Below are 15,481 nucleotides of genomic sequence, written 5' to 3' on the forward strand. Positions count from 1 at the left end.
CTTCGGATGAGGCGTGCTTATGAGTTCACCTGCTATACAATCAGCGCTGCAACAAATGCAAGGTTTATCTACCCAGGCAGCCCAGCCCATTAAGGGTGAACATATTGCCACGGCGGTGGGCCAAGGCAGTTTTGGTAGTGAGTTGCAGGCGTCTATTCAACGTATCAATCGCTTACAGCAGGCCGCCAATACAAAGGCGATGGCGTTTCAGGCGGGTGAGCCGAATGTTGAGCTGAATGACGTCATGGTCGACATGCAGAAAGCGAGCGTTGCCTTTCAGATGGGACTTCAAGTGCGCAATCGTCTGGTGACGGCTTATCGCGACGTAATGAATATGCAAGTGTAGCTGGCGCTTATTTCTTAGCGTCGCTAAAAAGACTGATGCCCAGCGCTAATGAAAAAGACCGTTAATATGATGGGCTGGTGATATAAGGAAGAGAGATCACTGGCTATAGCGAAGTAACCTCTCCTATCGCTTAATCAGGCTTCTAAAGAAATAATTCGCCCTTGTAACTCTTCCAGCCGCTCTGCGACGAGCAGTACCTCTTCGGCCGGTATTTGGCGAATAACATCACCGGTTTCGCGGTCGATGACTTTCGTGATGACGCGCCCAGATTGCTCACTCAGTGCAAATTCCAACCCTCGCGGCCGAAATGTTTCGTTGATCCGCTGTATAGGCTCCGCAAGCGATTCTTTGCTTATGTTGCGCAGCTCGGCTTGATCTCCGCCAACGCCTGGAATGCTTGGTGTCTGCTTCAGCGATGTTTGTTGATTGGCTGGTTGGAAATTGGTTGATTGATGGTTGTTTGATGAATAGGGAGTTGTTGCTATCGATATTAGCTCATCAATTAACAAGGGGCCCATAGACGGAATCCTTTAAAAGTAAACCACGCAGCGTGGTGGCAACAAAGTGATAAGGCCGTCGAATCGTAGCTATGGGCCTCTTCATTACTATCGGCAGGGGAGCTGCAAACTTTATTTTTGCATAGCGCAGGGCTGTGGTCGTTACAACGGCAGCCCAAAAGCTTCTGATATGCTCTGCCCCCTTTTGGCGGGTGTAACGCAATAACAACATGGTAGCGAGCGAGACGAGAATGTCAGTCCAACAAGATGAATATGAAAGTGTTACCAGCCCCACCGCAGTAAGCTCTCTTTTAAATACCATGATCGAAGGTGGGGGGGTGTCGCTTTGTTTGACCTCCGCTGACGCACGCCCAGAACCTATCGTGTTAATGGAGCAGTACGCCGGTAAGACGCTAGTGATGGACTTATCCTCTGTCGATCATTTGTTAAATCGCTTGCAGCAAGGTGAGACGTTTTTTCTGCGCGGCCAGTCCCAAGGCAAAGTGGTGCGCACGCCACTTCTGTCGTTAACTGAAACCCGCCATGCAGGGGGGCGCTTTTTATGTTGTAGCGATTACCCCGCTACCCTGGAAGTGCTTCAGCGCCGCGAATCGTTTCGTGCTGAGCTGCGTTTAGGCATGGTCGTGCCCGCTTCAATATGTGGTGAACGTGGTGATGGGGTTCACGGCGAGCTACGCGACCTTTCCCAAGATGGTTGCCAAATAGAGTTGCCGCTGACCGCCAGTGGCGTGTTGGCGGAAGCAGACCTGTCGCTGACGCTTGCCTTTACGTTTCCAGATGGCACTTATTTTGAAGTACACGGGGTGCCGCGCCATCAAAAAACTGATCCTGAACGGCATTTATTGCGCGTGGGCTTCCGTTTTACGAATTGCACCTCCGAGCAAGAGCGGCAAATTTGGTATTTTGTCTGTGAAATTGAGCGAGAAGCCGCCCGCTATAAAAAAGAAGCGCAGGATGATCGTCAGCCATCGCCGTTGTTCGAGCAGCTTGGTAAGCGTGAGACAGGCAATGAGCATGTCGGACGGCGTGATATTCGCCGCTATGCAACGCCAATGGCGCGGCGTTTAGTGAAAATAGCAGCTTACCTGGATGCTCAACTGCTGCTTTTACAGCAAGGCAGTGATATTGATTCTCGGCAGCTATCACGTAATGCAGACCGTCTTTTGTTGCTTCATGAAGAAGACCGAGAGGCGCTGCTGTTTGCGACGCGCTGCTTGTCGCCAGAGCCGCTTTTGGTTCGTCATGGGATTGCAGTCGCCGTACATTTGCTCGACCTAGTCGGTTCAAATATGCCTCGCGATGTGCGCAAAGCGATTGTAGCGAGTGGCTTAGTACACGATCTTGGTAAAGCGCTCGTTCCGCAAATACTGTTTAAGGCGCCACAATTCGAAGCCACTCATCGCCAAGCCATGAGTGAACATGTGGCGTTGCTGTTAGATCGTCTTCAGCACTGCCAGTGGCTTTCTGCTGCCGTTGCCCAAGCGGTGATTGGCGGTATTAATGAACGGCTGGATGGTAGTGGCTATCCTGATGGTTTAACTGGCAATGATATTAACGAGCTAGCGAAGGCGAGTGCAGTGGTCGATGTGGTAGAAGCGATGCGACGTGATCGCGCTGACCGACCCGCGAAAACGGTACAGCAAATTTATCGTCATTTGCTGAGCCACCCTCATCAATTTGATCCTCGCTGGACCAAGCGCTATATCGAACATTTCAAACCACTGCCCGTGGGGTCGCTGGCGCATTTTTCCAGTGAACAAATGGCTTGGATTATTCGCCTTGACGAGCAGGGTGCGCCGGCTGAAGTGGCGTTGACTCGTCAGGCGGCGTCGCCCATGCGCGAGACCTTGGGCAACACGCTGCGTGGGGATGTTCTAGAAAGGTTGGGTAAGCCAACACGAGAAGTCGCGGTGTCTACGTAGACGTTTACTGATTGGCAAAGAGAGCGAAATTTTCTGAGCGAAAAGTAAGGTAAACATTAAAGTCTACTAGTCAGACGCCGATAATAGTTATAGCCGAGTCAATAAGCTCGATTTTGAACGAGAAACAGCTAACGAAAAACAGCGTGAGTCGTTGATTGTGTAGCTGTTGTTCACATTAATAAAGGAGAGCCCGCTTATGACATACTCTCGCGGTGGCGCTGCTTATGGCCGAGGTGCCAATGCCTACGCCCGCGTTGGCGTGGAAAGCGGCGTTATGTCAGCTGATCCCCATCAGCTCATTGTAATGCTGTTTGATGGTGCTCAGGCAGCCATCCGTGCGGCGCGTATTCATATGCAGGCAGGCCACACGGCTGAAAAGGGAAAGTCGATTTCCAAGGCATTGGATATTATCAACAATGGTCTGACGGCTGCGCTGGATCAAGAGAAAGGAGGCGATATTGCTGAGCGCCTTGCCTCTCTTTATGACTATATTTCCCGCTTATTATTAGCCGCTAACCTTCGAAATGATGAAGACAGCCTCAACCAAGCAGAACGTTTGCTTGAAGACATCGCCTCTGCATGGCGTGAAATCGGTCAACAGCAAAGTGCGTGAGGCAAAGCATGTCGGCTTCTGAAACTGCTCGTGAAAATGCCCAGCAAGCGCTCATTGATGCGTACGCCAAGCTACTCACCTGTGTGACAAAAATGCACGAGCTCGCGAATGCAGAGCAGTGGGCAGAGCTTATCGAACAGCGTACCCACTACGTGATGTCAGTTGAAGCGCTGCGTAAGCGCGATGGCGAGACCGTTCTTGATGATGATGCTCGTAAGCGAAAGGCGGAGTTGCTGGAGAGCATTCTCGAGCATGATGTTGAAATTCGCCGTCGTTTGGTGGCTAGGCGGGATGAGTTGGGCAAGCTGATAGGCGTTTCCCAGCGCCAGCGAAGTCTGCATCGTGCTTATGCACCTCAGCAAGGTGAAACTGCGCTCTTCGATTCCGATAGCGGCCAGGAGAAGGGGCTAACGTGAGTGGCATTACGCCACTGATCGATACGCTCATGCACCAAGTGCTTGGGCGCAAGGGCGGCGAGTTGTCCCAACGTCCGCTAAATGCGCCCGTGCAGCCGATACCACCGGGCGAGGGGCCGCGCGCGCTGCAAGGCGATTCAAGCCTGGATGGACGCCCGCTATCATCACCGCTTGATGATCTTAGACGGCTACCTTCCTCGCTTGACGGGCAGCGGCTTCCCGCTGCTAAGGGAGAGGCAGCCAGCGCACCACTAGGCTCGACGCAAACACACTTTAGCCCGGCAGCCCGCACCATCGCTGATGTATTGCTGCGCTTTCCCGCGCCCCCCGCGATGATACGCCCTCAAGCGCCATTGATGGGGTTGCAGGAAGCGCCCTCTACTGTGGCGCTGGCAACTCGGTTAGAAAGCAGCGTTCGTGATAGCGGCCTGTTTTACGAATCTCATTTAAAGCGATGGTTTCAAGGAGAGTCTTCTCGACAACAGTTGCTGCGAGAGCCGCAGATGCAGCCAGGTCCACGACCTTTACTGCCTGCCAGTCTAGCCACATTTGTAATGCCTCCTTTTGCGGCAAATGCCACATTGGGTGCGGGCAATACAAACGTTGCCATATTGCCGAATTCGCTGCTGATACCTGTTGCAAATGATCAAGCTGGTTTGGTGCGTTCGACCGCGCTTATGCCAATGGATAATACGTTGCCAGCAGGCGCGCAGCGTGACAGTGTGCCTGCCAATGCCTCTGTGAGTACTTCTGCCACTATTGATATGGCAAGCGCACGCGCAATGGAGGACAGTTCTCTGGTGCGCGGTAGCCGTGAGATTGTGCATGAAAGCTTGCAGAGCCTAGTACGTCAGCAGCTTGATATGCTTGTGATGCCAGTTATTCGCTGGGAAGGTGATGTTTGGGCCGGTATTTTTATGGCATTAGTCATTCATATGCCCGCTCGGGAAGATGATCGCGAAAGCGCCCAGCAAGGAGCAGAAGGTGATGAGGGCTGGCAGTCAGATATGCAGCTCGATGTGCCGAACCTGGGTGCATTTAGTGCATCGCTCAGGCTTTACCAGTCAGTGTTAAGCATTGATCTGACTACGGATACTGCATCGACTTACCAGTCTCTGGAGCAAGGGCTTGAGCGTTTAGAAAATCGCCTTCAGGCATTAGATTTTCGCAGTGTTCAGGTGAAAGCGCACTATGCCACCGTGGAGAGCCATGATGGCAACCTCGGGTGAACATCGTCGCCAAGCCGTCGCGCTAGCCTATCAAGATAAAGAGCAAGCGCCCCGGGTGATTGCTAAAGGTTACGGCGAGTTGGCAGAGCGAATTATGGCGGAGGCCCAGCGCCAAGGTATTTATGTGCACGATGCACCTGAGCTTGTGGCACTGCTTATGCAGTTAGATCTCGATGCCGAGATACCCGCAAGTTTATATCAGGTGGTTGCGGAGCTGCTTGTATGGGTATTCGAGTTATCCGAAGAAGGGTTAACTCCCCGTCAAGAGCGTCGGTAGCCAATACAAACGTTGTATGTAACCATGACCGGGAAATGTTAAAAACCTTTAAGGCGTCAGTATAAAGTCATAATGAAACGCCCATGCCGTTCGATGGAACACTATGAGTCAAACAAGCTTTCTCGATGAAATTCAAGAAATTAACTTAGCGTATTTGCTTCTCGCGCAGCGCTTATTGGTCGAAGACCGTGAGGCAGCGATGTTTCGCTTAAAAGTAGACAGCGAGCTTGCCGATCTGCTGGTGTCACTAAATGCACGGCAGTTGACGAAACTGGCACGCAATAATCAGCTGATATGCAGGCTTAGCCAAACGAGCGTCCATCAACTGCGCAAAATCACCCAAAACCCTCGGGATCAAGGGCTTTCAGGACTGCATGCCTCATTATTGTCGGCTTGCGAAGCGTTTGAGGCGTTACCAGCAGGAGAATCAGAGTGAGCCAGAAAAGCTTGGTTGATGAAATGCACCAAGTACAGCTGGCCATAGAGCTGATTGAATTAGGTGCACGTTTACAAGTACTCGAGACAGAGACAGACCTTAGTCGCACGCGTTTGATTAAGTTGTACAAGGAAGTGCGGGGAATGTCGCCACCTAAGGGCATGCTGCCTTTTTCAGCAGACTGGTTCGTAACGTGGCTGCCAAACGTGCATTCGTCGCTGTTTTATAACATTTATAACAGCGTACAAAAAAATACCTGCTGTGAGCGTATTGATGCCTTTGTCAAAGCTTACCGTCTGTATGAAGAGCAGATAAATCTTGAAAGTGTCGAGCCCGTGCTGGGCCTTACCCGGGCGTGGACACTGGTACGATTTTTTGAAAGTGACCTGCTGCAGCTCAATACGTGCACACGTTGTGAAGGGCACTTTGTCGCGCATGCACATAGCCCCGCTCATGATTATGTTTGCGGTATTTGCCAGCCTCCCTCGCGAGCTGGCAAAACGCGCAAGGCGCGATGCTGAAAGATTAAAAATTGTCACGCCCGCAGCGGGTAAGCATATAACCAATAAAATGCGTCTTTAACGCATAGATAGCACCAAAATGGGTTGGTACTTTTTCATTAAAACTGCCTACGTCTGCGTATGCTATCGCTAAGAAACGCGTGGAGCGGGACTTTTCTGTGTCTTCTTTTTGAAACACGGAAATAGCGTTCCCTTGATATAAAAACTGATACCGCAAGGACACTGCTTGTGCTGATTCCTCTGGGTTATTTGGTCGTACTGCTATCTGTCTTTGGCGGTTATGTGATGGCAGGTGGTAGCTTGGGCCCCCTGTATCAACCCCTGGAGCTGCTGATTATTGGCGGTGCAGGCGTTGGCGCTTTTATTGCTGCAAACAACGGCAAAGCGATTAAAGCCACGTTTAAAATACTTCCCAGGCTTAAACGGACCAAAAAATACAATAAAGCCCTGTATATGGAGTTAATGGCGCTGCAATACAAGATTCTCTCTAAAGTGCGCCGAGAGGGGATGTTGGGAATTGAGCGTGACATTGACAACCCCCAGGAAAGCCCGCTGTTCCAAGAGCATCCCACAGTGCTTGCAGACCCTCATATTATGGACTTTTTAACCGATTATCTTCGGTTAATGGTGAGCGGTGGCATGGAGCCGATGGAAATCGATGAGTTAATGCTCCACGAAATCGAGGTATTTGAGCAGGAAGCCCATATTCCCATTGATGCGATTGCCAAAGTAGGCGATGCCATGCCTGCGTTCGGTATCGTAGCGGCGGTAATGGGGGTTATTAAAGCACTGACGTACGCAGATGCTAGCCCTGAGCAAATGGGGCAAATGATTGCCATGGCGTTAGTGGGTACCTTCCTGGGTATTTTAATGGGCTATGGGTTTATTAGTCCCATCGCAAGCTATGCCGAACGGCAAGCTAAAGAAGCCGAGAAAATGCTGCAATGCATTCGTGTCACGCTGCTGGCTAGCCTGCATGGTTATGCTCCCCAGTTAGCCGTTGAGTTTGGCCGGAAGGCATTACACAGCACTGAGCGCCCCAGCTTCACAGAGCTTGAAGAGTATGTCCGCGACGCTAAAAAGGGCGGTAATGCATGAGTAAGGGGGGCGATAAGCGTCCGATTGTTATTCGGCGCAAAAAAGTGGTGCATGCCCACCATGGCGGTGCGTGGAAGATTGCCCTTGCCGACTTCATGACAGCCCTGATGGCGTTATTTCTGGTGATGTGGATTTTAAGTGTTTCCGACGATGAAACTCGCCGCAGTGTTGCGGAGTACTTCAGTACGCCATTAATAACGGCAATGACCAGTGGAGACCGATCAGGAAGCACTCAGGTGATTCCAGGTGGTGGCCCAGATCCTACCCACAGCGATGGCGAACGTGCCCGAATTGATGTGCTTCAACATAGCCGCCCTAGTGCTCAGGAGCGGCGTTTCTTTAACGATTTGCAAGAGCGCATTGAGCGAGCCATTGAACAAGACCCCGAGCTGCGCCACCTACGCAGCCAAATGCGCTTTGACTTAACCCGCGAAGGGCTACGTATTCAGCTGCTCGATACGGAACAGCGGCCCATGTTTGAGTTAGGCCGCGATCAAGTAGCTCCTTACATGCGCAGCCTGTTACGTACGATGGCACCGCTACTCAACGAATTGCCCAATGATTTAAGTATCAGCGGCCACACTGACAGCGTGCCCTATGCAGGCGGTTATCGAGGTTACAGTAACTGGGAGCTGTCCAATGATCGAGCAAATGCCTCTCGGCGTGAATTAGTTGCCGGCGGGCTTGATCCAGATCAACTGCTGCGCGTATCGGGCTTTGCCGATCGTGTCAGGTTGCCTGACACTGCGCCGACGGACCCGGTTAATCGTCGCATTGAGCTCGTCGTCTTATTGCCAGAAATCGCAGAAGCGATTCGTAATCCAGGCGTTATGGGGCTTGATAGCCCATTACCTGATGAAGATGCGCTTTTAGAGGCGCTGCCACAAAGCGTGCCTCAGAGCGATGAAAGCGAATGAGCAGGGCTTATCACAACACAAAGACGTTTATGTGGAGCGGTGCATGGATATAGCGGATTTTTTTGACACCTTTTTTGAAGAGGCCGAAGAGCTGCTGGCCGATATGGAGCAGCATCTGCTGGAACTGGATGTCGATGATCCGGATAGCGAGCAGCTAAACGCTATCTTCCGCGCCGCCCACTCCATAAAAGGCGGCGCAGGTACCTTCGGCTTCAGCGTGCTGCAGAAAACCACGCATATCTTTGAAAACTTGTTAGATCACGCACGCAAAGGTGAACTGACATTGCGAGCCGACCTCGTTGATACTTTTTTAGAGGCAAAAGACATCATGCATGAGCAACTCGATGCCTATCGCAACGAGGAAGAGCCCAACCAAGAAGCCTACGAGCGAATTTGCCAGACACTGCAGCAGATCGCGCTAGAAGAAATTGGCCAGACGTTGGATGCCCCTGCGGCCCCCGCGCCAACAATTGAAAAGAAAACATCAGCCAGCGCCGAGGCTGCTGAATCCTCCTCGCTAAGCGAGCGCCATCTGTTGGTTGCGCTACTGAATGTTAGCGAAAAAGATCGCACGCTGTTGGTGGAAGAGCTGGAGCAACTGGGTGATGTCCAGTCCCACTCGGGTGATGAAAAACGTTACGAAGTAACGCTGACAGGTGACGTTAGTGCTGACGATATTGAAGCGGTGATGTGCTTCATTATTGAGCCTGAGCAGATCGAAATTAGCGTGGTAGCGGTTGAAAAAGACGAAGGCGCTAGTGTTAGCCCTGCGTTAGACGCGCCAGTAGCCGTGCCTGCTGATGTTGTTGAGCCTACTACTAGTGTTGAGCCTGCGGCGCCAGCAGTGGCTAAACCTGCTGACAGAGCACCTTCGCCAGAAAAGCCAGCGAAATCCGCCCCTAAAAAAGCGGCCGCAGAGTCAGCCTCGATCCGTGTGTCGGTAGATAAAGTCGACCAAATCATCAATTTGGTTGGCGAGCTGATTATTACCCAGTCGATGCTGGATCAAACGGTCAGTGACCTTGGCGATCAATCCGTTGGCAATAGCTCGCTACAAAATGGCATGAGTCTGTTACAGCGTAACGCACGAGATCTTCAAGAAGCGGTGATGTCGATCCGCATGATTCCGATGGAGTTTGTGTTTAGCCGATTCCCCCGTGTAGTGCGTGATACCGCCGGTAAATTGGGCAAAGAAATTGAGCTTATCACCGAAGGCAAGTCCACCGAGCTGGATAAAAGCCTGGTTGAGCGCATTACCGATCCGTTAACGCACCTAGTGCGTAACAGTTTGGATCACGGCATCGAAATGCCGGATGAGCGCGAAGCGGTAGGTAAACCCCGTGTTGGCAAGCTGGTGTTATCAGCACGCCATCAGGGCGGCAATATTCTGATTGAAGTGCGTGATGATGGCGCGGGCATGGATCGTGATCGGTTGTTGGCTAAGGCGCGTGAAAATGGTTTGAACGTTTCCGACAACATGTCTGATGAGGAAGTTTTTCAGCTGATTTTTGCGCCGGGCTTCTCCACGGCAAAGGAAGTTACGGACGTTTCCGGCCGCGGTGTCGGTATGGATGTGGTAAAGCGGAATATTCAAGGCATGGGTGGCCGGGTTGAAATCCAATCCAAGAAGGGTGAAGGCACCAACACGCGCATCGTGTTGCCGCTGACACTTGCCATTCTTGACGGCATGTCGATCAAAGTAGGTGGTGAAACCTTTATTTTGCCACTTTCCACAGTACTTGAGTCGTTGCAGCCTGCCAAAGGGGATATGTATGCCATGGCGGGTGATGATGTGGTGCTTAAAGTGCGCGATGAGTACCTGCCGGTCATTGCGATCCATGAAGTGCTGGATGTGGAAAATGCCATTACCGACCCGACCAAAAGTATTGCCGTGATCGTGCAGGGGGAGGGGCGTCGTTATGCCATGTTGGTCGATGAGCTGATTGGCCAGCAACAGGTGGTTGTAAAGAACTTAGAAGATAACTACCGCAAAGTGCCGGGCGTTTCGGCGGCGACCATCCTTGGTGACGGTAGCGTCGCGCTAATTCTAGACATTACAGGTTTACACCGGTTAAGCCGTGCCAAGAAAGAAGCCGGAAAACAGGTGAGTTATCCCCATCTCTCTTATTACCAGGAGGCCGAGCCGTCATGAGCCAGGCAAACAATGGAGCGGTGCTGTCCGCCGCAGAAGCCGATAATCGCGAATTTTTGGTGTTCTCTTTGGGAGAAGAAGAGTATGCCATTGATATCCTGAAGGTTCAGGAAATACGCGGCTATGAAAACGTCACGCGTATTGCCAATGCCCCCGATTTTATTAAAGGGGTGACCAATCTGCGTGGCGTCATTGTGCCTATTGTCGATCTACGCATTAAATTTCACCTAGACAGTGTGGAGTACGGTGGCCAAACCGTTGTTATCGTGGTCAATGTCGCCGACCGCGTCGTTGGTATTGTCGTGGACGGCGTTTCCGATGTCATGACACTAACACCCGAGCAAATAAAACCAGCGCCTGAGTTTGGTGTCACGCTCTCCTCTGATTTCTTGAGCGGATTAGGCAGTCTTGAAGACCGCATGTTGGTGTTGGTCGATATCGATAAGCTGCTAACCAGCGAAGAAATGGCCTTAGTCGATAGCACCAGCACTCGCTAACACCTTTGTGACTAGGCACAAGGAGAGTGCCTTCTTAAGCCAAAAAACAGCCATCTCTGGTGCTACGGATAGCATCGGCTACTACGGTTGTGTTTGGAGTAACGCGTGTGACACCGCTACTGCGTCAAATGATGAGCAATATGACCGTGCGCCTTAGTTGGGGGCTGGTATTAGCCACTTTTTCAATGTTGGTGATAGTGGCCTGCGGTATAGGACTTTATGCACTCCACCACGGCGCCGCAATTGTGCAGGCATCGAGTGATTTGCAGGCGCAGCAAGCGGCGTTCAGTGAGTTTGCGACCCGCATTCGCTGGGTGCTGATTGGCGTGGTCATCATGACCGGCGTAACGGTCGCGGTGGTGGTGTGGGGTGTGACCGTTAATGTGTTGCGTCCCCTGGATCGTCTGGTCGGTTACTTTGAGAAAATGGCCCAAGGCGACCTAAGTCAGCAAATTACATCACCTGGTAATAATGAAATTGGCAGGTTGTACACAGCGATGGCGCACATGCAGTCTTCACTGTCTGAAACCGTTGGCGTGGTACGCCAAAGCGGCGCGTCAATTTTTGAGCGCTCTCAGCATATTGCCAGTGGCAATAACGACCTTTCCTCACGTACCGAACAACAGGCCTCTTCTCTAGAAGAGACGGCCTCGAGCATGGAGCAGTTGGCCTCTACCGTTGGGCACAATGCAGACAATGCATTGCAAGCTAGTCAGCTCGCCAATGAGGTAACGCTAACTGCCAGACGCAGCGGCGAAGAAGTTGCCAATATTGTTGAAACCATGCAGGACATTAGCGCGAGTTCCCACCAAGTTGCCGACATTATTACGGTGATCGATAACATTGCTTTTCAAACCAATATTCTCGCCTTAAACGCGTCGGTAGAAGCCGCCCGTGCTGGCGAGCATGGTAAAGGGTTTGCCGTTGTTGCGCAGGAAGTTCGCAGTCTCGCTAGCCGCAGTGCTAATGCTGCCAAAGAAATTCGTACACTGATCGATGCATCGCTTGGCAAAGTGGACGCGGGCACCCAGCGGGTGAATCACGCGGGAAAAACCATGCAGGATCTTGTCGCCGCTGTGCAGCGTGTCAACGATATTATGGATGAGATTGCGGCCGCTTCTGAAGAGCAAAGCAACGGTATCGGGCAAGTTAATCAAGCAGTTGCCCAAATGGATCAGGTTGTTCAACAAAATGCTCAATTGGTTCAACAGGCAGCACGCAGCGCTAATGAGTTAGAAAGCGAAGCGGCACGCCTTAGAGAAGCGGTTGAGCGTTTCCATGTGACGCCTGCCCTGGCAGGGGGGAAGCAGGAATCTGGTTATGCCATGCGGCCCCACGCTCTTCAGCAAGTACCTGCCGCCCAAACGCCAGCGGCCAAAAAAATACCCGCTCGCAACACGGCAGTTGATGAGTGGGAAGCATTTTAAGTCTTGCGGTTAAGGCTCATTACTTCCTCGGCTTGAATACTAAAAATAAGGTATGCGGATGCGTAATAACCAGCCAGTCACTCAGCGTGAAGTTGAACTTCAGAGTGATGATTTCCTCGTTTCGCGCACGGATCTTAAAGGGCGCATTACCTATGCAAACCCAGCGTTTATCCAGATAAGTGGTTTCCAGCACGAAGAGCTGATAGGCGCGCCCCATAATTTGATTCGACACCCGGATATGCCGCCAGCGGCGTTTGAAAACCTGTGGCAGACCGTGAAAAGCGGTGAAACATGGCGAGGGCTGGTTAAAAACCGCTGTAAAAATGGTGATCACTATTGGGTAAGTGCCAGCGTAACGCCGATTATTGAAGACGACCACGTCGTTGGCTATGCCTCTGTCAGGGTACAGGCAACCAGAGAGGCGATTGCCCAAGCTGAGCAGGCCTACGCTGAAATACGTGAAGGCCGTAACAAACACCTCTATTTAGACAAGGGGCGGTTGCGTAAGAAAGGCCTAATTCAACGCTTAAAACGGATACGACTGGATACTCTGCGCGCTAAATTGATTGGAATGATTGTTGTAGCTGGCGCACTGCTGCTGGTGAGTGGTGGCCTGGGGCTGTATGGCCTTAACGTCGCAGGAGAGCGACTAGCGACGCTTAATAACGATGGCCTGCAAGACGTTATTCGTTTACAGCAAATAGACCAGACCATCGCGCAAACGCGACAGGCCATGATTGAGCCTGAGCGTATGGAGCTGATTCAACAGCGCTTTGAGATGGGGGAGATGATTGCCAATAGCGCGGCGACGATTGAGTCCGCCTGGCAGCAATACTACTCCCGTGATGTCAACACGACAGCGCTTGCCACTTCCTTCAATGCTCAGCTGCAAACCTTTTTAGACAATGGCATGTTCCAGGCGGAAACCGTCTTGCAAGCAGAAGACACGTATCAAGTGTTCACCGGTTTGGACGCAGTCATCAGTGTGATGAATAACGAAGGGCGCGAACTCTCGACGATGGTGAACCAGCTCATCGCCGAAAAACAGGCTGACGCCGAGGTGATGGCTGCCGATGCTGAGCAAGGTCAAGCCAGCATGCTAAGTGCTCAAGCCGCTGTGCTAGGTGTTGGCGTACTGGCGCTTATCCTGCTTGGGGTGATGACGTTACGTTCCATTGTTCGGCCGCTAAAAAGCGCGTCTCGCTTTACCTTGCAAATCGCGGGTGGAAACCTAGCGGCTAAAGTGCCTCCCCATCAGCGTGATGAAGTTGGGATGCTGATGGAATCGCTGAACACTATGCGGAAAAGTCTGAGCAGCATTATTAGCGATGTAAAAGGCGGTATTAATGTAGTTACACCTGCTGCTCGGGATATTGCCAGCGGTAATGAGGCTTTATCGTCTCGTACCGAGCAACAGGCAGCATCGCTACAGCAAACCGCATCCAGCATGGAAGAAATGACCACGACCGTGCGTCAAAACAGCGATAACGCTCAAGAAGCGCGTCGTCTTGCCGATAACAATGCTAAGCAAGTGACCCAAACCGGAGAGCTCATGTCGCAGTTGGTCGAGAATATGCAGCGAATTACCCAAAGCTCGCAAAAAATGACTGACATCATCAATGTGATTGACTCGATTGCTTTCCAAACCAATATTTTGGCGCTCAACGCATCGGTAGAAGCTGCCAGGGCCGGGGAGCATGGTCGTGGATTTGCGGTGGTTGCTGAAGAAGTGCGTAAGCTGGCAGGAAGAAGCGCAAGCGCCTCTCAAGAGATTCGCGTGCTGATTGATGGTTCTAATCAAGAAGTCAATGTAGGGGCTGGGCTGGTCAAAAAAGCCGAAGTAGCGATTAGTGAGGTTGCCGAAGCAGCGCGAAATGTCACGCAGATCATGCATGACATATCGTCAGCGTCAGCAGAACAAAGCCATGGGATCGCGGAGGTGAATCAAGCCGTTGCCGAGATGGATCAAGCGACACAGCAGAATGCCGTTCGTGTCCAGGAAACAGCACGTGCCGCCGTGGCATTAGAGCAGCAAGCAGGCTTATTAGCCCTGTCTGTTGAGGCGTTTCGCTTGAACCATCAGAACTCGCCAACAACAGCGCTTAGCACAGCCCCTACTGCCTATCGATCGCGAGCTCAGCTCCCAGATAGCCCAACTAAACCGCCTTCGTCGCCAACCACACGGCAGCTGGCCGCAGTAGAGGAGTGGGAAGAATTTTGATCGACCAACGCGAGCGGGGAGTTGATGTCGGCCAGTGGGCATCGGGAGGGCAGATCGAACGTGATCTTGTGCTAACCGATGCCGACTTTGCGCGCATACGGGAATTGATTTACCAGCGCGCCGGAATAGTGTTGGCTGAGCATAAGCGTGAAATGGTCTACAGCCGCTTAGCCAAGCGATTGCGTCACCATGGTATTACACGTTTTACCGACTATCTGTCTCGGTTGGAGCGTCAGCCGGACGCTAAAGAGTGGGAGGCGTTTACCAATGCCTTAACCACCAACCTCACCGCTTTTTTTCGTGAGGCGCATCACTTTCCGCTATTAGCTGAGCACATTAAGAAACAGCAAAGTCCCGTGACTATCTGGTGCTCAGCGGCGTCCACCGGGGAAGAGCCCTACTCGATTGCAATGACGTTGTTAGAAACACTGGGGCCAAAAGCCACCCAGGCCAAAGTCATTGCCACGGATATTGACACCGACGCACTAAGCAAAGCGCGGGCAGGCATTTATCCGCTTGAACAGGTGCGTAAGTTAGAGGAAGGGCGGGTTAAGCGGTTTTTCCAGAAAGGCACCGGTGGTCATGCAGGTTTGGCACGCGTAAGGCCCGAAGTATCATCGTTGGTGGAGTTTTTGCCGCTTAATTTGCTGGCACCCCAGTGGTCGGTAAAAGGCCCTTTCGATGCCGTTTTTTGTCGCAATATCATGATTTATTTCGATAAAGATACCCAGGCTAAGATTCTAAAACGGTTTGCTCCGCTAATGAAGCCAGACGCGTTACTGTTTGCGGGACACTCGGAAAACTTTTCGTATATCAGCGATGCATTCAAGCTGCGTGGGCAAACGGTTTATACCCTCGCAAAAAAATAAATCGGTTACGTGCGTTAACTCC

At 51.8% G+C, this 15,481-nt stretch carries 16 protein-coding genes; 15 read left to right on the plus strand and 1 reads right to left on the minus strand.

Going from position 1 to position 15,481, the window contains the following annotated elements; translation table 11 throughout:
* Positions 1-19 precede the first annotated feature (19 nt).
* On the plus strand, positions 20-346 hold the full coding sequence (gene fliE, locus B6A39_RS00510; RefSeq protein WP_083000323.1) for a flagellar hook-basal body complex protein FliE: 327 nt from the start codon (positions 20-22) through the stop codon (positions 344-346).
* Positions 347-480: 134 nt separating this feature from the next.
* Here the strand turns inward: fliE and B6A39_RS00515 are convergent, their stop codons facing one another.
* Complete coding sequence (locus B6A39_RS00515; RefSeq protein WP_083000326.1) at positions 481-864, minus strand: flagellar protein FlaG; 384 nt, start codon at positions 862-864, stop codon at positions 481-483.
* A gap of 230 nt (positions 865-1,094) precedes the next feature.
* On the opposite strand from B6A39_RS00515, the gene B6A39_RS00520 reads away from it, so the two are divergent.
* From B6A39_RS00520 to B6A39_RS00585, 14 genes are all read left to right on the plus strand, one after another.
* A complete protein-coding gene (locus B6A39_RS00520; RefSeq protein ID WP_083000328.1) occupies positions 1,095-2,786 on the plus strand; it encodes an HD domain-containing phosphohydrolase in 1,692 nt (563 codons plus the stop codon).
* Between the two features lie 196 nt (positions 2,787-2,982).
* Entirely contained in the window at positions 2,983-3,399 is a 417-nt protein-coding gene (gene fliS, locus B6A39_RS00525; protein WP_083000330.1) for a flagellar export chaperone FliS, read from the plus strand.
* Positions 3,400-3,407: 8 nt separating this feature from the next.
* Positions 3,408-3,815 (plus strand): flagellar protein FliT, encoded by a 408-nt coding sequence (gene fliT, locus B6A39_RS00530; RefSeq protein ID WP_083000332.1) that lies wholly within the window; start codon positions 3,408-3,410, stop codon positions 3,813-3,815.
* Positions 3,812-5,044, plus strand: coding sequence for a flagellar hook-length control protein FliK (locus B6A39_RS00535; protein WP_083000334.1), 1,233 nt, complete (start codon positions 3,812-3,814; stop codon positions 5,042-5,044). Before fliT ends, B6A39_RS00535 begins: the two co-directional genes overlap by 4 nt.
* Positions 5,028-5,321 (plus strand): EscU/YscU/HrcU family type III secretion system export apparatus switch protein, encoded by a 294-nt coding sequence (locus tag B6A39_RS00540; RefSeq protein ID WP_156886243.1) that lies wholly within the window; start codon positions 5,028-5,030, stop codon positions 5,319-5,321. Before B6A39_RS00535 ends, B6A39_RS00540 begins: the two co-directional genes overlap by 17 nt.
* Positions 5,322-5,424: 103 nt before the next feature.
* Positions 5,425-5,757 carry a flagellar transcriptional regulator FlhD gene (gene flhD / locus B6A39_RS00545; RefSeq protein WP_083000339.1) on the plus strand — a complete coding sequence of 111 codons (333 nt, stop codon included), beginning with the start codon at positions 5,425-5,427 and terminating at the stop codon, positions 5,755-5,757.
* Positions 5,754-6,278 carry a flagellar transcriptional regulator FlhC gene (gene flhC / locus B6A39_RS00550; protein WP_009723971.1) on the plus strand — a complete coding sequence of 175 codons (525 nt, stop codon included), beginning with the start codon at positions 5,754-5,756 and terminating at the stop codon, positions 6,276-6,278. The genes flhD and flhC overlap by 4 nt, the downstream gene beginning before the upstream one ends.
* 228 nt (positions 6,279-6,506) lie before the next feature.
* Complete coding sequence (motA, locus tag B6A39_RS00555; protein WP_083000341.1) at positions 6,507-7,376, plus strand: flagellar motor stator protein MotA; 870 nt, start codon at positions 6,507-6,509, stop codon at positions 7,374-7,376.
* Entirely contained in the window at positions 7,373-8,293 is a 921-nt protein-coding gene (gene motB, locus B6A39_RS00560; protein WP_083000344.1) for a flagellar motor protein MotB, read from the plus strand. Before motA ends, motB begins: the two co-directional genes overlap by 4 nt.
* A gap of 43 nt (positions 8,294-8,336) precedes the next feature.
* Positions 8,337-10,445, plus strand: a complete 2,109-nt coding sequence (gene cheA, locus B6A39_RS00565; RefSeq protein ID WP_083000346.1) for a chemotaxis protein CheA — start codon at positions 8,337-8,339, stop codon at positions 10,443-10,445.
* Positions 10,442-10,942 carry a chemotaxis protein CheW gene (cheW, locus tag B6A39_RS00570; protein WP_009723967.1) on the plus strand — a complete coding sequence of 167 codons (501 nt, stop codon included), beginning with the start codon at positions 10,442-10,444 and terminating at the stop codon, positions 10,940-10,942. Before cheA ends, cheW begins: the two co-directional genes overlap by 4 nt.
* Before the next feature lie 131 nt (positions 10,943-11,073).
* A complete protein-coding gene (locus B6A39_RS00575) occupies positions 11,074-12,369 on the plus strand; it encodes a methyl-accepting chemotaxis protein (protein ID WP_156886244.1) in 1,296 nt (431 codons plus the stop codon).
* 58 nt (positions 12,370-12,427) lie between these two features.
* A complete protein-coding gene (locus tag B6A39_RS00580; protein ID WP_083000349.1) occupies positions 12,428-14,590 on the plus strand; it encodes a methyl-accepting chemotaxis protein in 2,163 nt (720 codons plus the stop codon).
* Positions 14,587-15,459: a CheR family methyltransferase gene (locus B6A39_RS00585; protein WP_083000352.1), complete on the plus strand. Its 873-nt coding sequence runs from the start codon at positions 14,587-14,589 to the stop codon at positions 15,457-15,459. The genes B6A39_RS00580 and B6A39_RS00585 overlap by 4 nt, the downstream gene beginning before the upstream one ends.
* The last annotated feature ends 22 nt before the right edge of the window (positions 15,460-15,481 follow it).

The organism is Halomonas sp. GT (genome assembly GCF_002082565.1).
Taxonomy (GTDB): Bacteria; Pseudomonadota; Gammaproteobacteria; order Pseudomonadales; family Halomonadaceae; genus Vreelandella.